An 18907-nucleotide genomic window follows, 5' to 3' on the forward strand; every position below is an offset into this window, starting at 1 on the left:
TGATGGTCTGGTTGCTACTGGTTTGCCTCCCTCCCTTGGCAGGTGCGCTCGCCTACGGGCGAGCGCCACTTTTTGCCTGGCTGCTGGCGGGGCTGGTGTGGATCGCGGCATTGGGCTGGGCCGGCGACTGGCCGGTGCTGCTGACCTTCCTGGTGCTGGCGCTCTATGCGGGGGCGATGAGTGTCTTCCTGGTCGATTCACTGCGCCGCCAATGGGTGACGGCGCCGATCTTCAAGGCTTTCCGCAATGCCCTGCCGACGATGTCGCAGACCGAGAAGGATGCGCTCGAAGCCGGCACCGTGTGGTGGGAGGGCGAGCTTTTCAAGGGCAACCCGGACTGGCGCAAGCTGGACGGCTATCCCTGGCCCAGGCTGAGCGAGGAGGAGCAAGCCTTTCTCGACAACGAAGTCGAGGAACTGTGCCGCCTGACCGATGACTGGGATTGCACCCAGCGGCAGGACATGCCGCTCGACGTGTGGCAGCACATCAAGGACAAGGGCTTCCTGGGCATGATCATTCCCAGGGAATATGGCGGCAAGGGCTTCTCGGCCTACGCCCATTCGCAGGTCATCACCAAGCTGTCGACCCGCTCGTCCGCGCCCGCGGTGACGGTGATGGTGCCGAACTCGCTCGGCCCGGCCGAACTGCTGCTGCACTACGGCACGCCCGAGCAGAAGCAGCACTACCTGCCCGGCCTCGCCAGCGGGCGGGAGATCCCGGCCTTCGCGCTGACCAGCCCGTGGGCGGGTTCCGATGCGGCTTCGATTCCCGATGCCGGCGTGGTGTGCAAGGGCATGTGGCAGGGCGAGGAAGTGCTGGGCATGCGCGTCAGCTTCGACAAGCGCTACATCACGCTGGCGCCGGTGTGCACCGTGTTCGGCCTCGCCTTCCGCCTGTACGACCCGGACGGGCTGCTCGGCGGCGAGCAGGATGTCGGCATCACCTGCGCGCTGGTGCCGCACGAGCACCCGGGCGTGGACATCGGCCGCCGCCATTTCCCGCTCAACGCGGTGTGGATGAACGGTCCGGTGCGCGGCAAGGACGTATTCATGCCGCTGGACTTCATCATCGGCGGGCCGGCGATGGCCGGCCAGGGCTGGCGCATGCTGATGGAGTGCCTCGCGGCCGGGCGCTCGATCTCGCTGCCGGGCTCCAACGTCGGCATGCAGAAGCTCACCGCGCGCACCGTGGGTGCCTATGCCCGCGTCCGCTACCAGTTCAGGACGCAGATCGGCCGCTTCGAAGGGGTCGAGGAGGCGCTGACCCGGATCGGCGCCAACACCTACCTGTGCGACGCGGCGCGCACGATGACTGCCGGCGCGGTCGATCTCGGCGAGAAGCCAGCGGTGGTGTCGGCCATCGTCAAGTACCACGTCACCGAGCGTGCGCGCCAGGTGGTCAATGATGGCATGGACGTGATCGGCGGCAAGGGCATCTGCCTCGGGCCGCAGAACTTCCTCGGCCGCGCCTACCAGCAGATTCCGGTCGGCATCACGGTCGAAGGCGCCAACATCCTGACGCGCAGCCTGATCCTGTTCGGCCAGGGGGCGATCCGCTGCCATCCCTTCGTGCTCGCCGAAATGGATGCGGCGCAGCGCAACGACGAAAGCGGTTTCGACCATGTCCTGCGCGAGCACGTCGCCTTCACCGTCAACAATGCCGGCCGCGCCTTCATCATGGGGCTGACCGGCTCGCACTTCGTCAAGCTGCCGATCGACGTCGCGCCCGAGACGCGCCGCTACTACCAGCAGCTCACCCGCTTCTCCGCCGCCTTTGCCTTCATCGCCGACATTTCGATGGGCACGCTGGGCGGCGCGCTGAAGCGCAAGGAAAAGCTGTCGGCGCGGCTGGGCGACATCCTGTCGCTGATGTATCTCGCCACCGCCACGCTCAAGCGCTACGAGGCCGAAGGCCGCCAGGCCGCCGATGCGCCGCTGATGCACTGGGCGATCTGGGACTGCATGTTCCGCATCCAGCTTGCCTTCGAAGGCGTGATCGCCAACTTCCCGAACAAGCTGTTCGCCTTCCTGCTGCGCCGTCTCGTCGTGTTTCCGCTCGGCCGCCCCTACGTGGTGCCGTCCGATCGCCTGGGCCACGAGGTCGCAGCCCTGCTGATCGGGCCGTCGGCCGCGCGCGACCGCCTCACCGCCGGCGTCCACCTGCCGGAAGACGTCGAGGAGCCGGTTGGCGCGCTGGAGGCGGCGCTGCTGGCGACGATCGCGGTCGAGCCGATCGAGGACAAGCTCAAGCAGGCGCAGCGTTCCGGCGCCTTCGAGCCGGGCCTGATGACGGGCGGCGACGTGGATGAAGTCTGGCGCCGCGCGCGTGACGCCGGCGTGATCACCGACGCCGAATACCTGCTCGTCGAGCGCCGCAACATGCTGCGCGACAAGGTCATCCGCGTCGATGACTTCCCCTACGACTTCGATCTGGGCAAGGCGGTGGAAAGCATGCCGGCGGTGTCGCCGGCACGCGGGGAGGCCGCATGAGCAGGGATGTGTTCGTCGTCGATGGTGCGCGCACGCCCTTCCTGAAGGCGCGCACAGGGCCCGGTCCCTTCACCGCCGCCGACCTGGCGACGGCGGCCGGCACGGCGCTGCTGATGCGCCAGCCCTTCGGCCCCGGGCAGCTCGACGAAGTGATCCTGGGCTGCGCCAGCCCTTCGGCCGACGAGGTCAACATCGGCCGCGTGGTGGCGCTGCGCATGGGCTGCGGCAATGCCGTGCCCGGCTGGACGGTGATGCGCAACTGCGCCTCCGGCATGCAGGCGCTGGATTCCGCGATCGCGAACATCCAGTGCGGCCGATCCGGCCTGGTGCTGGCAGGCGGCGTCGATGCACTGTCGCATGCGCCGCTGCTGTTCTCCGACAAGATGGTGCGCTGGCTGGCGAACTGGTACGCGGCGAAGAAGCCGGGCCAGAAGCTGGCCGCGCTGAAGGATTTCCGCCCCGGCAACCTGGCGCCGGTGATCGGCATCATGAAAGGGCTCACCGATCCGATCGTCGGCCAGTTGATGGGGCAGACCGCCGAGAACCTCGCCTTCGCTTTCGGCATCAGCCGCGAGGAGATGGATGCCTTCGCGCTCGAGAGCCATCGCCGCGTCGCGGCGGCGCAGGACGCCGGGCATTTCGCCGCCGAACTTGCGCCGCTGATCGGCCGTGACGGCAGCGTCCATGGCGCCGACGACGGCGTGCGGCGCGATGCGTCGATGGCAGGGCTGGCCAAGCTGAAGCCCTTCTTCGACAAGAAATACGGCCGGGTCACGCCCGGCAACAGTTCGCAGATCAGCGACGGCGCAGCGTGGCTGCTGCTGGCTTCGGCCGAAGCGGTCGAGCGCCACGGTCTGACACCGCTCGGGCGCATCGTCGACAGCCAGTGGGCAGGGCTGGCACCGGATCAGATGGGGCTCGGCCCGGTGCATGCGACGCTGCCGATCCTGCAGCGCCATGGCCTGAGCCCGGCCGACATCGACGCCTGGGAACTGAACGAAGCTTTTGCCGCGCAGGTGATCGCCTGCCTGCGCGCATTCGCCGACGATGCCTATTGCCGCACCCACTTCGGCCTCGACGCCGCGCCAGGCGCGCCGGACGGGGCGAAACTCAACATCGACGGCGGCGCGGTGGCGCTGGGCCATCCGGTCGGCGCCAGCGGCGCGCGCATTGTGCTGCATTTGCTGCACGTGCTGCGCCGCAGCGGCGGCAGGCGCGGGCTGGCGTCGATCTGCATCGGTGGCGGTCAAGGAGGAGCGATGCTGGTGGAGGCCGTGCAATGAGCCAACGGAACTGGATGCACTGGACTTTGCGCCGCGAGGCGGACGGCCTGGCCTGGCTGGAGATCGACTGCGCCGGCGCCGCGGCCAACACCTTGTCGGCCGAAGTGATGGCCGAGTTCTCGCAGGTGCTCGACGAGCTCGATCGCCAGCCGCCGGCGGCGCTGGTCATCGCCTCCGCCAAGCCGGCCGGCTTCATTGCCGGCGCCGACATCGAGGAATTCTCGCGTCTGGACTCGCCGGCAGCGGCGCGTGCGCTGGTCGAGCGCGGCTGGAGCCTGTTCAACCGCCTGGCGGCGGTGCGCTACCCCACGCTGGCGCTGATCCGCGGCCATTGCCTGGGCGGCGGCCTGGAGCTTGCGCTCGCCTGCCGCCATCGGCTGGCGGTCGATGAGCCTTCCACCAAGCTCGCGCTGCCGGAAGTCATGCTCGGCATCGTGCCGGGCTGGGGCGGCATGCTGAGGTTGCCCGAGGCCATCGGCCCGGCCGCGGCGCTGGACATGATGCTGACCGGCAAGAGCGTCGATGCGCGCAAGGCGAAGCGCCTGGGCCTGGTCGACGACTGCGTGCCGCCGCGCGTGATGGCGTCCGCCGCACGCATCGTCGCGCTGTCCGGCGCGCCGGCGCGCAAACCCGCGCTGAAGGAGCGCCTGCTGCGCCGTGCGATGAACGGCCCGCTGCGCAGCAAGGTGGCGGAGAAGGCGCGCAAGCAGACCGAGGCCAAGGTCTCGCGCGACAACTATCCTGCGCCTTTCGCCATCATCGAGATCTGGGAGAAATACCAGGGCAACGCCTTGGCGGTGCCGGCGGGCGATCCCGCCTCGCTGGAAGCGATCTTCGCCTCGCCGACGACCAAGAACCTGGTGCGGGTGTTCTTCCTGCAGGAGCGCCTGAAGGCCTTCGGCAAGGGCATCGATTTCGCGCCGCGGCACGTCCATGTGGTCGGCGCCGGCGTCATGGGCGGCGACATCGCCGCGGTGTGTGCGCTGCGCGGCATGCGGGTGACGCTGCAGGACCAGTCGGTCGAGCGCATCGCGCCGGCGATCAAGCGTGCGGCCAAGCTGTTCGAGCGCCGCAGCAAGGGCGATGCGCGCGCGGCGCGCTTCGCCCTCGACCGCCTGATCCCCGATCCGCAGGGCCATGGCGCTGCCCATGCCGACCTGATCATCGAGGCCATCTTCGAGAACCTGGAGGCCAAGCGCAGCCTGTTCGCCGAGCTCGAACGCCGCGCCAGGCCGGATGCGGTGCTGGCGACCAACACTTCCAGCCTGCGCCTGGAAGACATCGCCACGGCGCTGCAGCAGCCGTCGCGGCTGGTCGGCATCCATTTCTTCAACCCGGTGCCGCAACTGCCGCTGGTCGAAGTGGTGCAGGGCGAGGCGAGCGACGAAGAGATGCTGCGCCGTGCGATCGGTTTCGTGCGTGCCATCGACAAGCTGCCGCTGCCGGTCCAGAGCGCGCCGGGCTTCCTGGTCAACGCGGTGCTCGGCCCCTACATGCTCGAAGCGCTGCGCTGCGTCGAGGAGGGCCGCTCGCCCGAGACCGTGGATGCGGCGCTGCTGCGCTTCGGCATGCCGATCGGGCCGGTGGAACTGGTCGATACCGTGGGCCTGGACATCGCGGTGGCCGCCGGCGAGGCGCTGACCGGCGATGCCGCGTCCGGCCAGCCTGTGGCGCCGCCGCAACGCCTGCTGCAACTGGTCGAGGCCGGCAAGCTCGGCCGCAAGAGCGGCGAAGGCTATTACCGCTGGGTCGATGGCAAGGCGCAAAAGGGCGAGGCAGGTGCCTTCGATGCCGCGCTGGTGGAGCGCATCCTGGCGCCGCTGCTGGCCGCCGCCGAACGCTGCGTGCGTGGTGGCGTGGTCGCCGATGCCGAGCTTGCCGATGCCGGGGTGATCTTCGGCACCGGCTTCGCGCCGCACACCGGCGGTCCCCTTCACTATGCCGCCAGCCTGGGGAAAACCCTGATTGGCGAGGCCGGAAACGTGGCTGAACGTGTGGCCGAAGCCTGAACGATGACGAGGAGATACGGATGAGCGAATCTGGTGCCAGCGCGACTGCGCTGCCTCACGACAGGCAGCCGGCATTGCGCGTCATGCCGATGCCGGCCGACCTCAACCCCGCCGGCGACGTGTTCGGCGGCTGGGTGATGTCGATGGTGGACATCGCCGGATCGATCCCGGCCAGACGCAGGGCGCGCTCGCGGGTGGCGACGGTGGCGGTCAACTCCTTCGTCTTCAAGCAGCCGGTTTCGGTGGGCGACCTCGTCAGCTTCTACGCCGAGGTGATCGCGGTCGGGCGGACCTCGATCACCGTGGATGTCGGGGTCTTCGCGGAACGCGATCCGGAAAACCCGGTCGTGGTCAAGGTGACGGAGGCGCAACTGACCTATGTTGCGCTGGATGACAAGGGGCGCAAGCGGCCGCTGCCGGCCGCTTAGGTGTTGGTTGGGGAGCAATCCTTTTTCAGTAGCGCGGGGCGGGCCCGCAAATCATAAAAGGTGAGGGGACACGATATGCAACTCAAGCGTTTGACGATCAAGGTCGCGGCAGCGACCGCCATGCTGGCGGCAGGCAACGCGATGGCTGCGGGTTTCATGCTGCAGAACCAGAACGGGGCCGGCACGGGCTACGCCTACGCCGGCTCGGCTGCGGTGGCAGAGGATGCGAGCACCATCTTCTTCAACCCGGCGGGCATGCTGTACCTGAGCGAAGGGCATCACGTCTCGGGCGCGCTGACGGTGCTCGACCGCAAGCTCGAGTTTTCCGACCGGGGTTCGAATGCGCTGCGCGTTGCCGCGCCGCCGGTGCCGGGCTATCCCTTGGGGAACGATGGCGGCGACGCCGGCGGCGCCTCCCTGGTGCCGGCCGTGTATTGGGCCATGTCCTTGAGCAAGGATCTTCGCCTCGGCCTGGGCATCTCGCCGACCTTCGGCAATGCGACGGAATGGGACGATGCCTTCATCGGCCGCTACCAGGGCGCCTATTCGGAGATCAAGGCGATCAACATCAATCCGAGCGTCGCGTACAGGGTCAATGACATGGTTTCCCTGGGCTTCGGCCTGAATTACGTGAAGTTCGAGGCCGACCTGCGGGGCATGCAGCCCATCACCGCGCTGCTGCCCAATACCGTGGACATCGAAAGCAAGCTGTCGGGCGACGATACCGGCTGGGGCTGGAACGCCGGCGTGATCTTCCAGCTGAATCCGGCGCTGCGCGTGGGGCTCACCTACCGCTCGAAGATCGACCTGGATGTCGAGGGCAAGGTCGAGGCAGGGCCGACGTCGACGCCGGCCAAAGTGTCCATCGAGCTGCCGGACATGGCTTCGCTGGCACTGGCCTACCAGGCCAGCGACAAGCTGCAGATCCTCGCCGACTACACCTGGACCGGCTGGAGCTCCATCCCGCGGCTGAAGGTCCAGCATCGCAACTTCGGCGTGGTGCTGACCGACGAATACCTCGGCTTCAAGGACAGCTATCGTGTCGGCATCGGCATGCAGTACCAGTACACCGATGCGCTGCGCCTGCGTGCGGGCGTGGCCTACGACCAGTCGCCCATCCGCAAGGCCGAGGACCGCACCGTGCGCCTGCCCGACTCCGACCGTACCTGGCTCGCGATCGGCTTCAACTACAAGCTGAACAAGCAGACCTCGATCGATGCCGGTTATGCCCGCCTGTTCTTCGACAAGGAGAAGATCGACCGTCGTACCGTGCTCGGCACCAATGCGACCGGCCAGTTCGTCCGTGGCTCGTTCGACACCTCGGTGAACATCTTCTCGGTCCAGCTCAATCACGCTTTCTGACCGCCGCAGAGGGTGGCGACCGGCCCCTTGGCCGGTCGCCCAGCATCCGGAGAACCTCATGAGTCGTCTCATCATCCGCAAGGTTGCCGTGCTCGGTGCCGGCGTCATGGGCGCGCAGATCGCCGCCCACTGCGCCAACGCCGACCTGCCGGTGATCCTGTTCGATCTCCCCGCCGGCGAAGGCGATGCCAACGGCGTCGTCACCAAGGCGCTCGCCGCGATGAAGAAGCTCGATCCCGCGCCGTTCGCGGCCAAGGATCGCGGCCGCTTCGTCGAAGCGGCGAACTACGCCAGCGATCTCGCCCGCCTGGGCGAGTGCGACCTCGTCATCGAGGCCATCGCCGAGAAAATGGAGTGGAAGCTCGACCTGTATGCCAAGGTCGCGCCGCACCTGAAGCCGGGCGTGGTGTTCGCGTCCAATACCTCGGGCCTGTCGATCCACGCGCTTGCCGCCGGCATGCCGGAAAGCCTGCGCAGCCGCTTCTGCGGCATCCATTTCTTCAATCCGCCGCGCTACATGCCGCTGGTGGAGCTGATTCCTGCCGCCGAGACCGATCCGGCGATGCTCGATGCGCTGGAGGCCTGGCTGACCACCCGCCTGGGCAAGAGCATCGTGCGCGCCAGGGACACGCCCAACTTCGTCGCCAACCGCGTCGGCGTGTTCTCGATTCTGGCCGTGCTGCACCACACCGCCCGGCTCGGGCTGGCCTTCGACGAGGTCGACCTGCTGACCGGGCCGCGCATCGGCCGGCCCAAGAGCGCGACCTTCCGCACCGCGGACGTGGTCGGCCTGGACACCCTGGCGCACGTCGTCGGCACCATGCAGGCGACGCTGCCCAACGACCCCTGGCACGCTTGGTTCGAATCGCCCGAATGGCTGCGGGCGCTGATCGCCAAGGGTGCCTTGGGGCAGAAAACCCGCGGCGGCATCTACCGCAAGCAGGGCAAGCAGATCCAGGTGCTGGATCTCGGCATGCAGGACTACCGCGACAGCGGCGGCGAAGTCTTCCCCGACGTCGACGCGATCCTGAAACTGAAGAACCCGGCCGAGAAATTCGCCCAGCTTGCCGCCCATCCGCACCCGCAGGCGCAGTTCCTGTGGTCCATCTTCCGCGACGTGTTCCACTACTGCGCGGTGCATCTGGGCGACATCGCCGACAATGCGCGCGACGTCGACCTGGCGATGCGCTGGGGCTTCGGCTGGGCGCAGGGGCCGTTCGAGACCTGGCAGGCCGCCGGCTGGAGCGAGGTGGCGAAGATGATCGACGACGACATCCGCCACGGCCGCGCGATGTCGAACGTGCCGCTGCCGCCCTGGGTGTTCGAGCGCGACGGCGTGCATGCGCCGGAAGGCTCCTGGAGCGCGGCGCAGAACGTGCTGAAGCCGCGTGCGAGCCTGCCGGTGTACCAGCGCCAGCTCTACCCGGACCGCGTGTTCGGTGAAGCGCCGGACGATCGCGGCGAAACCCTGTGGGAAAACACCGGCGTGCGGCTGTGGCGGCGCGCCGACCAGGATGCGCGCATCGGCATCGTCTCGATCACGTCCAGGATGCACGCCATCGGCGAGGAAGTCATGGACGGCATGCTGGAGGCCATCGCCCGCGCCGAGGCCGATCTCGACGGCCTGGTGATCTGGCATCCGGCGCCGTTCGCGGTCGGTGCCAACCTGCAGCAGGTGGGCGAAGCCTGCCGCGCCGGCCAGTTCGAGCTGCTGGAGAAGATGGTGGCGAAATTCCAGCAGACCTCGATGGCGATCAAGCATGCGCAGGTGCCGGTCGTGGCCGCGGTACAGGGCATGGCGCTGGGCGGCGGCTGCGAGTTCGCGATGCATGCGGCGCACCGGGTGCTGGCGCTGGAAAGCTACGTCGGCCTGGTCGAAGCCGGCGTGGGCCTGATTCCGGCGGGTGGCGGCAGCAAGGAGTTCGCGCTGCAGGCGCACACGATGGCCAGGCGTACCGCGGGCGGTGACGTCTTCCCGTTCATCCAGACCGCGTTCCAGACCATTGCCATGGCAACGGTGGCGAAGAGCGCGATCGAGGCCGTCGAGCTCGGCTTCGCCCGCGCCTCGGACGACGTCGTCTTCAACGCCGCCGAACTGCTCCATGCGGCCATCCGCCGCGCCCGGGCGCTGGCCGAATCGGCCTGGCGGCCGGCGCTGATCGATTCCGCGGTCAAGGTGGCGGGGCGCGACGGCATCGCCACCTGCGAACTGATGCTGGTGAACATGGCCGAAGGCGGCTTCATCTCGGCGCACGACTACCGCGTCGCCAAGGCTGCCGCGATGGCGCTGTGCGGCGGCGAAGTGAACAGCAACAGCCGGGTGGGCGAGCAATGGATTCTCGACGTCGAGCGTGCGCAGTTCGTCGAACTGCTGAAGACCGAGAAGACCCAGCAGCGCATCGCGCACATGCTCGAAACGGGCAAGCCGCTGCGCAATTGACGGAGAACGGACGGAATGAGCAAACAGATTCAGGACGCCTACATCGTCGCCGCGGTGCGTACGCCGGTGGCCAGGCGCAACGGCGCCTTCCGCCATGTGCGGCCCGACGACATGCTGGCTGCGGTGCTGCGCGAGCTGGTGGCCCGCGTGCCCAACCTCGACGGCAACGAGATCGGCGACGTCATCACCGGCTGCGCGATGCCGGAGGCCGAGCAGGGCATGAACGTGTCGCGCATCGGCCTGCTGCTGGCCGGGCTGCCGGATGCGGTGCCCGGCATCACGATCAACCGCTTCTGCGCCTCGGGCCTGCAGGCGGTGGCGGATGCCGCCAACCGCATCCGGCTCGGCGAGGCCGACGTGATGATCGCCGCCGGCACCGAGAGCATGAGCGCGATGCCGCAGATCATGGGCAACAAGGTCAGCCTCAACCCGGAGATCTTCGCCCACGCCGAGAACGTCGACATCGCCTACGGCATGGGCCTGACCGCCGAGCGCGTCGCCAGCCAGTGGTCGGTGAGCCGCGAAGACCAGGATGCCTTCGCGGCCGAATCCCATCGCCGCGCCTGCGCCGCGATCGCCGCCGGGCAGTTCGATGCCGAAATCATGCCTTATGCGGTGAAATCCTGGCTGCCGGGCGAAGGCGGCACGGTGCGCATCGCCGAGCGCGTGCTGTCGCAGGACGAAGGGCCGCGGCCGGACTCGACGCCGGCAACGCTGGCGAAGCTGAAGCCGGTGTTCGCCGCGCGCGGCTCGGTGACGGCGGGCAACAGTTCGCAGATGTCCGATGGCGCTGCTGCCGTGCTGCTGATGAGCGAGGTCGCGATCAAGCGCTACAACCTGGCGCCGATCGCCCGTTTCGCATCCTACGCGGTGGCCGGCGTACCGCCCGAGGTGATGGGCATCGGCCCGGTGGAGGCCATTCCGCGTGCGCTGCGGCGGGCCGGGCTGGGCATCGACGATATCGGCTGGACCGAGCTCAACGAGGCTTTTGCCGCCCAGGCGCTGGCGGTGATGCGCCAGCTCGATCTGGATCCGGCGAAGGTGAATCCGCTCGGCGGCGCGATCGCGCTCGGCCATCCGCTGGGGGCGACCGGCGCGATCCGCACCGCGACGCTGATGGCCGCGATGCAGCGCGACCCGGGGCTGCGCCACGGCATGATCAGCATGTGCATCGGCACCGGCATGGGAGCGGCGGGCATCTTCGAGCGGGTCTGACGGTTTTCCTCCGGTGGCGGCGGGAGCCGTCCCGGGGAAAACGCCGCCTGTTCAGCGCGACAGGCGGTAGGCGAGCCGCCCCAGCGCTTCATGCAGGGCGAACCAGCCGGCGTAGGTGCTGTGCGGGTTGGGCAGTTCCGCCAGCCAGCTGTTTTCGGCTGCCGGTTCGTTGTAGTTGCCGAGCCAACCGGTCGGAGCCGGCTGCACGATCAGCCCCGCCGCTTCGAATTCGGCCTGGGCACGAGGCATGTGGGCGGCGTGGGTCACCAGCAGGATGCGCCGCATGCCGGTCGTGCCGAGAATCGCGCTGGCGTAGCGGGCATTCTCCCGGGTGTCGCGCGCGCGCTCTTCCACCCATCGCACCGTGAGGCCGAAGTCTTCTTCCAGCGCGGCTTTCATCAGTACCGCTTCCGCTGTCTTGCCGGGGCCGGCGCCGCCGCTGACCAGGATGGGCAGCCCGGTCGCGCGCGCAAGGTGTGCGCCATAGCGCAGGCGTTCCAACGCCAGGCGGCTCACCGTTTCGCCGCCGAATTCGGGTGCATAGGCGCGCCGGCCGGCACCGAGGATCACGATGGCATCGGCGTTCCTGATGGCGTCGGCCGACAGGGGCGCGGGATCTTCGACTTGCGCCACCAGCCAGCCCACGCTTGCAGGAGCACTCAGCAGGAGGCCGAGGGCCAGGCCGCTCCAGCCCAGGGTCCGCCCCAGCCGAGGAAAGCGGCCGAGTAGCGCCAGGCCGAGGGCAATCGGCAGCAGCGGCAGCAGCGGCGGCAGAGCGAAGGCGGCAGCCAGCTTCTTGAGCGAGAAGAGCAGCAGGGAAAGATCCATCGGGGTTCGGGTTCCTGGTTCGTGCCTGGGTTTGTGGTCGGCAGACGCGGGCAGTATTATCGGATGAATCCCGTTCCAGGCCGTGTCTGCCGATGATGTCTTTCCTGCCGATGCCAGGATGTACCGCATGCCTGCCCGACTTCGGTTCCGCCGATGTTGGCGATTCGATGCCGCTGTTGGGCAGGAGGAGGGCCGGATGAGTCTGCGGCAGGCCTTGTGGATTCTCGTCCTCCTGCTGTTGTTGCTGGCCGGCTGGCAGTTCCTGCGTGCGGTGTGGCTCAGCCGTGATCCGATGTCCCCGCCCGAGGCCACGGCTGCTTCGGCCACTGCTCCCGGGCAGCAGGTGGTGGCTGCTGTTGCTGCAGGCGAGGAGGACGACGGCGAAGGCTTCGACCATGCGCCAAGGCTGAATGCGGCCACAGCCGATACCGCTGCCGGGAACGAGCCGGAAGCATTCCGTTCGACATTGGAAACACAGCGCTTGCGGCGCCTGCTCGACGGTCAGCAGGCGCTGGTCGATCGGCAGCGGGCCGAGATCGAGACGCTGCAGGCCGAAGTCGCCGGGCTGAGGCAGCAGCTCGAAGAGTCTCTGCATGCGCAGCCGCCACAGTCGATGGCTTCGCCCGAATACGCCGAAGCCACGCGCCTGGCCGAGCAGGGCCTGGACGCCGAAGAGATTGCGGCGCGCTGCGGCATCAGCATTGCCGAAGCGGGCTTGCTGGTGTCCCTTGCACGCAGCGGAGGCCGCCAGTGACGGCAGCGCGGCGAAGCCAGCGCAATGCCGCGCTGCGCATGGCTGGCGCTGCCCTGCTGGCGGCGGTTGCCGCCCTGATTGCGGCGCTGTCGCTCGAACAGCGTCTGCCTGGCGATGGCGCCCGCCCGATGCCGGATGCTGTCGCGCCGGCGCCCTCGCTCGGCAGCGGCTTGTTCGCACCGATGGAGGCGGGTATCGCCGCGGCAGGCGATTCAGCCGCCGTCCGCGGGGCCGCTCCGGAGCCGGCGCAGACGCCTGAGGAGACGGCTATGTCCGTGCCCTCGCCCGCAAGCAGCCCGGCAGCCGAAGCCGCGGAGCCGATTTTTGCCGACGCACCGCCGGCGCCGGCGGATGGATACCGCATCCAGCTCGGTGTGTTCGGCGATCCCGCCAATGCGCTTGCGCTGCAACGGGCGCTTGCAGCCCAGGGTTTGCAGGCCGGCATCCAGAGCCGCGTCGTGCTCGGCCCCTTCGCCGACCGCGAGGCTGCGCAAAAAGCCCAGGCTGCACTGCGCGCGGCAGGGGCCGAGGCGGGTATGCTACTGGCACCAGAGAAGAAAAGGCGCTGAAGCCCGATCTGGCTCGATCCATTCCATTCAGGGGAGCATCCATGCAAATCAGGAGTCCGGAGTTCGGTACCGTCGAGGTCGCCGACGATCGCATCATCGAGTTTCCCGCCGGCCTGCCCGGTTTCGAGCAATGCCGCCGCTTCGCGCTGGTGCATGAAGAAGGGCGCGAGGCAGAGGTCTTCCTGCTGCAGTCGGTGGATGAGCCCGAGGTGGCATTTTCGATCACCGCGCCGATGCGGCTCGGCGTGAACCTCGAATTCGCCCTGAGCGACGAGGAGGTGGCCTTGCTGGCGCTCGAAGGCGTCGACGACGTCGCGGTGGCGATCATCGTGCGCTCTCAAAGCGCTGAAGAAGCCGGGCCGGCCAGCGCCGGGCTGAGCGCCAACTTCATGGCGCCGCTCGTCTTCAATACCCGGGCCCGCAAGGGGATGCAGAAAGTGATCAACCGCCTCGGCTGCGAGATCACGCTGCGCCAGCAGGACTGAACGAAACGCCGGCCGGCCTGCGGGAGGCTGGCGCGCGGTTTAGAATGTGGGCCTTTATCCAACGAGGTTGAACCATGGCTCGCAGCATCATCTCCACGCCCAGCGCTCCCGCCGCCATCGGCCCGTATTCCCAGGCCGTCAAGGTCGGCAACCAGGTCTTCCTGTCCGGCCAGATCGGTCTCGATCCCGCCAGCATGGAACTGGTCGAAGGCATCGAGGCCCAGGCCGTGCGCGTGTTCGAGAACCTGAAGGCGGTGGCCGAGGCGGCCGGTACGTCGTTCGCCGAAGTGGCCAAGATCACCATCTATCTGACCGACCTGGCCAATTTCGGTGTCGTCAATGAAGTGATGACGCGCTATTTCGCCGAGCCCTATCCGGCCCGCGCCACCGTCGGCGTGCGCGAACTGCCGCGTGGTGCCCTGGTCGAGGCCGATCTGACCATCGTGCTCGACTGATACCGGCTCCGCAGTGGCCCGCGCGAAGCAAGCCGCCGCCCGGACCGATGCCGCCGATGCAAAGCCTGGCCGGGGGGCGTCATCTCCCGCCCGGCCCCCCGCGCCGCAGCCGTGGCCGGGCGTGGGGGCACAGCTCGCCGGACTGTTGGCCAAGCTCGACATCCGCGGCCCGCGGGATCTGCTGCTGCACCTGCCGCTGCGCTACGAGGACGAAACCCGGCTGGCGCCGATTGCCGACGCCCGGCCGGGTTTCCTCGCCCAGGTCGAAGGCGAGGTGGCGTCGTGCGAAGTGGTACTGCGCCCTCGGCGGCAGCTCGTCGCCCGCATTCGCGATGCTTCGGGCGTGCTGGTGGCACGCTGGCTCAATTTCTACCCCTCGCAGCAGAAGCAGCTTGCCGTGGGGCGCCGGGTGCGCCTGTTCGGCGAGCCGCGCGTCGGCTTCTTCGGCGTCGAGATGGTGCACCCCCGCGTGCGCCCGGTGGAACAGGGCGAGCCGCTGCCCGAAGCCCTGACGCCGGTCTATCCGGCCACCGCCGGGGTGGGGCAGGCGACGCTGCGCAAGCTGATCGACCGCGCGCTGGCGAGCGAGCCGCTCGACGACCCGCTGCCGCCGGACGTGCTGCACGAACTGCGTCTGCCGGGCTTCGCCGAAGCCTTGCGCGCGCTGCATCATCCGGCGCCCGATGCCGACCCGGCGGCGCTCGAGCTGCGCGAACACCCCGCCTGGCGCCGCATCAAATTCGAGGAACTGCTGGTGCAGCAGATGTCGCTGCGGCGCGCCTACAATGCCCGCCGCGCGCGCCGCGCCGTGCCGCTGCCGGTGCAGGACCGCCTGCCGCGAGCCCTGCTCGAAACGCTGCCTTTCCGGCCCACCGGCGCGCAGCGCCGTGCCGCGGCCGAGATCGCCGCCGATCTCGCCGCGCCGCATCCGATGCAGCGCCTGCTGCAGGGCGACGTCGGCAGCGGCAAGACCCTGGTGGCTGCACTGGCGATGCTGCAGGCGGTGGACAACGGCTGGCAGGCGGCGATGATGGCACCGACCGAGATTCTCGCCGAGCAGCACTGGCGCAAGCTGTCCGACTGGCTGGCGCCGCTCGGCATCGAAGTCGCATGGCTGTCGGGCAGCCGCAGGAAACGCGAGCGCGAAGCCGTGCTCGAACGCCTGCACAACGGCGAACTGCTGCTCGCCGTCGGCACCCATGCGCTGATCGAGGACCCGGTGACGCTGCCGCGGCTGGCGCTGGCGGTGGTCGACGAACAGCACCGCTTCGGCGTGCGCCAGCGCCTGGCCCTGCGCGAGAAGGGCGAGGAAGGCCGCCGCCCGCACATGCTGATGATGTCGGCGACGCCGATTCCGCGCACGCTGGCGATGACGCACTATGCCGACCTCGACGTTTCGGTGCTGGACGAACTGCCGCCCGGACGCACGCCGATCCGCACCCGGCTCGCATCCGACGCCCGCCGCGACGAAGTGGTCGAGCGCGTGCGCCAGGCCTGCCTCGGTGGCCGCCAGGCCTACTGGGTGTGCCCGCTGATCGAGGAATCCGAGGCCCTTCAGTTGCAGACAGCGGTCGAGACTTTCGACGCGTTGGCCGAAGCGCTGCCCGAACTGCGTGTCGGCCTGGTGCACGGCCGGCTCAAGGCCCACGAAAAGTCGGCGACGATGAACGCCTTCTCCGCCGGGGAAATCGACGTGCTGGTCGCCACCACCGTCATCGAGGTCGGCGTCGACGTGCCCAATGCCAGCCTGATGGTGATCGAGCACGCCGAGCGCTTTGGCCTCGCCCAACTGCACCAGCTGCGTGGCCGCGTCGGGCGCGGCCGCGCCGAATCGGCCTGCATCCTGATCTACGCCCAGCCGCTGTCGCAGACCGGGCGCGAACGCCTGAAAGTGATCTACGAGAATACCGACGGCTTCGAGATCGCGCGCGCCGACCTGCGCATCCGCGGTCCCGGCGAATTCGTCGGCGCCCGCCAGAGCGGCCTGCCGCTGCTGCGCTACGCAAGCCTGGAGAACGACACCGACCTGATCGAACCTGCGCGCGAACTCGCCGAACGCATGCTGCGCGACATGCCTGAGGCGGCCGAGCGCCTGATGCAGCGCTGGCTAGGCGGGCGCGAGGCGCTGCTGCGGGCGTAGTCGGAAAAGCGCGCCAGGATTTGCCCCTCAAACCCTGTCCAGCGGACTCACCACCCCCAGCCCGCCGCGGTTGAGCACATGGGTGTAAATCATCGTCGTCTTCACATCGGCATGGCCGAGCAGTTCCTGCACGGTACGGATGTCGTAGCCGCCCTCCAGCATGTGGGTGGCAAAACTGTGGCGCAGCGCATGGCAACTCACCGGCTTGTCGATGCCCGCCGCCTTCGCCGCAGCATGAACCGCCTTCTGCAAGCTGCTCTCATGCAGGTGATGACGCCTCACCGTGCCGCCGCGTGGATCGGCCGCCAGCCGACTGGCCGGGAAAACATACTGCCAACCCCATTCGCGTGCTGCACCCGGATACTTGCGCGCCAGCGCATCGGGTAGATACACCGCTCCAGCCCCCAATGCGAGGTCGTCACGATGCAGGGTCCGGACCTTTTCCAGGTGCTGCCGCAGCGGCTCAACCAGGCGCTGCGGCAGCGGAACCACGCGATCCTTCTGGCCCTTTCCGTCGCGCACCACGATCTGGCCATAGGCAAAGTCGACATCCTTGATCCTCACGCGCAAGCATTCCATCAGGCGCATTCCGGTTCCGTACAGCAGCGCAGCCATCGTCGCCGGCATGCCCTGCAAAGCCGCCAGCAGTCGCCTCACCTCGTCCGCCGTCAACACCACCGGCAAGCGCTGCGGACGCTTCGCGCGCGCAAAAGCGCCCAGCTCGCCCAAGGGCTGTTCCAGCACCTGAGCGTAAAAGAACACCAGCGCATTGAGCGCCTGATTCTGCGTATTGGCCGCCACTTGCCCCTGCACTGCGAGTGCTTGCAGAAAAGCCTTCACCTGCGCCGCCCCCGCCTGCGCTGGGTCGCGACCGCCGATAAAGCGCAGATAGCGCTCAAGCCATCCAAGATAGGCTTGCTCAGTGCGAATCGAATAATTGCGCTGTCGGATCACCGCTACCAGGCGGTCACCCGGCGTAAGCCGTGAACCGCCATCGCCATTTCCCGCAGGCAGAGAGGGCGGATTGGCCATCGCGCGCGCAATCGTTGGATGGCTTGCCCCCAGGGTACGGCCCCCTTCGCGCCAGAACGCCCAATCCACCTCGGTCGCTGCAGGCGCCCCCGCCATTGTCAACAAGTGGCGCACCGCATCCACCGCCTGCGTAATCTGCCACGCCGGCATTCCGTCTACCCTGCCCAGCTTACCCAGCCAGGACTCCACTGTGGCTGCCGAGTGAGTGGCGAGGCGCTGGCCGTCAGCGGCCTTGACATAGGCCGCGGCGTGGCGGGCGTACCACTGCAGCGCCGCCGGTTTCACACCGGATTCGGCGAGTGAAAACCGGTACTTACGCCAGAAGCGGGCTACCGTGTCGGAATTGTTTGACAAGGTCATGAGTCTGGCCTAACGTCATCGTCGATGCAGTTTGGATCTGCATTTTAAATGCTAAACGAATAATTTGGGGCGGGCAATATGTGGATTCCGTCTACTCATCCACCGGCCCGTTCCGTCTACTACACTGTTAGACCGTGAAGCAATACCTCGCGGCGCTTCTACCAGATAACTCCAGGAATTTCTCTATGAAAAAACTTTTCTTATCAGTCACTACCCTTGCACTTCTTGCTGGCTGCGGCCCGTCGCAGCAAGAGTACGACCAAGCTCGCAAGCAAGCAGCAGAACTCGAAGCGCAAGTTGCGGCTCTCCGCGCGGAGTTGGAAGACGTCAAGTTTGGCTCAAGTCGACTACTCGCGCAGGCCAAGTCAGCGTATGACATAAAGAACGATACAGAAGCAAAAAGGCTCCTTTCCGACCTCTTGAAGCGGCATCCATCCTCGCCCGAGAGCGGCGAAGCCACGTCGCTGCTTGCCCAAGTCGATTCTCGCATCGCTGCTGCCGAAATACAGCGCAAGCGGGAAGAAGAACAAAAAGCTCAGGAGGAGCGCTTGGCCCTTGAGCGAGCCATCGGCAATATGAAGAAAAGTACCGATGAGATAAAGGGCATTACATGGGTAAGCCATCGTAGCACCCCGGTCTTAGCCAAGTACGCTTCTTTTTACTTCGGCTCTAATAAAGACAGCGCTGCAAACTATCCACTCAGACTAAAGCTCCAGTATTACGGTGATGACTGGCTCTTTGTTCGTTCGGTCACTGTAAAGGCTGACGACAAGGTCTACGAACTCGGCAGACTGGACTTCGAGCGCGACCACTCATCCGGCTCCGTGTGGGAATGGATCGATATGCCGGTCAAAGACCATGCAATGCTCAATCACTGGATGACAGCCAAGCGCGTAGTAATCCGATTTAACGGCGACAAGTACTACGACGACTTCACTCTCCCCCACGGGCAACAGGCTCAGCTACGAGAGGTCTATCAGGCGTGGAAGATCATGGGCGGGAAACCATGAGAATCTGTGCACACACACTGCTGCACGGTGTGTCACGGTCTAACAATT

The 18907-nt window shown here is 67.5% G+C and carries 15 protein-coding genes; 13 read left to right on the forward strand and 2 right to left on the reverse strand.

All coding sequences use genetic code 11. The features are described 5' to 3' along the window. The first annotated feature begins 2 nt into the window (after nucleotides 1–2). The 7 genes from TBU01S_RS18420 (at nucleotide 3) to TBU01S_RS18450 (ending at nucleotide 11226) form a co-directional block, all read left to right on the forward strand. Nucleotides 3–2489 carry an acyl-CoA dehydrogenase gene (locus TBU01S_RS18420; protein WP_068638818.1) on the forward strand — a complete coding sequence of 829 codons (2487 nt, stop codon included), beginning with the start codon at nucleotides 3–5 and terminating at the stop codon, nucleotides 2487–2489. Further along, nucleotides 2486–3772: an acetyl-CoA C-acetyltransferase gene (locus TBU01S_RS18425; protein ID WP_068638820.1), complete on the forward strand. Its 1287-nt coding sequence runs from the start codon at nucleotides 2486–2488 to the stop codon at nucleotides 3770–3772. The genes TBU01S_RS18420 and TBU01S_RS18425 overlap by 4 nt, the downstream gene beginning before the upstream one ends. Further along, nucleotides 3769–5781 (forward strand): 3-hydroxyacyl-CoA dehydrogenase NAD-binding domain-containing protein, encoded by a 2013-nt coding sequence (locus TBU01S_RS18430; protein ID WP_068638822.1) that lies wholly within the window; start codon nucleotides 3769–3771, stop codon nucleotides 5779–5781. The genes TBU01S_RS18425 and TBU01S_RS18430 overlap by 4 nt, the downstream gene beginning before the upstream one ends. A 20-nt stretch (nucleotides 5782–5801) precedes the next feature. After that, entirely contained in the window at nucleotides 5802–6209 is a 408-nt protein-coding gene (locus TBU01S_RS18435; RefSeq protein WP_068638824.1) for an acyl-CoA thioesterase, read from the forward strand. A gap of 75 nt (nucleotides 6210–6284) precedes the next feature. Then, nucleotides 6285–7571, forward strand: coding sequence for an OmpP1/FadL family transporter (locus tag TBU01S_RS18440; protein WP_068638826.1), 1287 nt, complete (start codon nucleotides 6285–6287; stop codon nucleotides 7569–7571). Nucleotides 7572–7629: 58 nt separating this feature from the next. Next, the gene (locus TBU01S_RS18445) at nucleotides 7630–10011 is read left to right on the forward strand and encodes a 3-hydroxyacyl-CoA dehydrogenase/enoyl-CoA hydratase family protein (protein ID WP_068638828.1); all 2382 of its coding nucleotides are present in this window, start codon (nucleotides 7630–7632) and stop codon (nucleotides 10009–10011) included. A gap of 15 nt (nucleotides 10012–10026) precedes the next feature. Next, nucleotides 10027–11226, forward strand: a complete 1200-nt coding sequence (locus tag TBU01S_RS18450) for an acetyl-CoA C-acyltransferase (RefSeq protein ID WP_068638830.1) — start codon at nucleotides 10027–10029, stop codon at nucleotides 11224–11226. Nucleotides 11227–11277: 51 nt separating this feature from the next. Here the strand turns inward: TBU01S_RS18450 and TBU01S_RS18455 are convergent, their stop codons facing one another. Then, entirely contained in the window at nucleotides 11278–12054 is a 777-nt protein-coding gene (locus tag TBU01S_RS18455) for a YdcF family protein (RefSeq protein ID WP_068638832.1), read from the reverse strand. Between the two features lie 196 nt (nucleotides 12055–12250). Between TBU01S_RS18455 and TBU01S_RS18460 the strand changes: the two genes are divergently transcribed. The 5 genes from TBU01S_RS18460 to recG all read left to right on the forward strand — a co-directional run bounded on the left by TBU01S_RS18460 (nucleotide 12251) and on the right by recG (nucleotide 16457). Continuing rightward, on the forward strand, nucleotides 12251–12808 hold the full coding sequence (locus TBU01S_RS18460; RefSeq protein ID WP_068638834.1) for a DUF2802 domain-containing protein: 558 nt from the start codon (nucleotides 12251–12253) through the stop codon (nucleotides 12806–12808). Then, complete coding sequence (locus TBU01S_RS18465; RefSeq protein WP_068638836.1) at nucleotides 12805–13377, forward strand: SPOR domain-containing protein; 573 nt, start codon at nucleotides 12805–12807, stop codon at nucleotides 13375–13377. Before TBU01S_RS18460 ends, TBU01S_RS18465 begins: the two co-directional genes overlap by 4 nt. Before the next feature lie 41 nt (nucleotides 13378–13418). Continuing rightward, nucleotides 13419–13862, forward strand: coding sequence for a flagellar assembly protein FliW (fliW, locus tag TBU01S_RS18470; protein ID WP_068638838.1), 444 nt, complete (start codon nucleotides 13419–13421; stop codon nucleotides 13860–13862). Nucleotides 13863–13936: 74 nt separating this feature from the next. Then, a complete protein-coding gene (locus TBU01S_RS18475) occupies nucleotides 13937–14317 on the forward strand; it encodes a RidA family protein (protein ID WP_068638841.1) in 381 nt (126 codons plus the stop codon). Nucleotides 14318–14438: 121 nt separating this feature from the next. Further along, on the forward strand, nucleotides 14439–16457 hold the full coding sequence (recG, locus tag TBU01S_RS18480) for an ATP-dependent DNA helicase RecG (protein WP_068638843.1): 2019 nt from the start codon (nucleotides 14439–14441) through the stop codon (nucleotides 16455–16457). A gap of 27 nt (nucleotides 16458–16484) precedes the next feature. Here recG and TBU01S_RS18485 read toward each other — a convergent pair whose 3' ends face one another. After that, a complete protein-coding gene (locus TBU01S_RS18485; RefSeq protein WP_169802981.1) occupies nucleotides 16485–17849 on the reverse strand; it encodes an integron integrase in 1365 nt (454 codons plus the stop codon). 185 nt (nucleotides 17850–18034) lie between these two features. On the opposite strand from TBU01S_RS18485, the gene TBU01S_RS18490 reads away from it, so the two are divergent. Then, nucleotides 18035–18859 carry an HlyD family secretion protein gene (locus TBU01S_RS18490; protein ID WP_068638845.1) on the forward strand — a complete coding sequence of 275 codons (825 nt, stop codon included), beginning with the start codon at nucleotides 18035–18037 and terminating at the stop codon, nucleotides 18857–18859. The last annotated feature ends 48 nt before the right edge of the window (nucleotides 18860–18907 follow it).

Source organism: Thauera butanivorans NBRC 103042 (assembly GCF_001591165.1).
Taxonomy (GTDB): Bacteria; Pseudomonadota; Gammaproteobacteria; order Burkholderiales; family Rhodocyclaceae; genus Thauera; species Thauera butanivorans.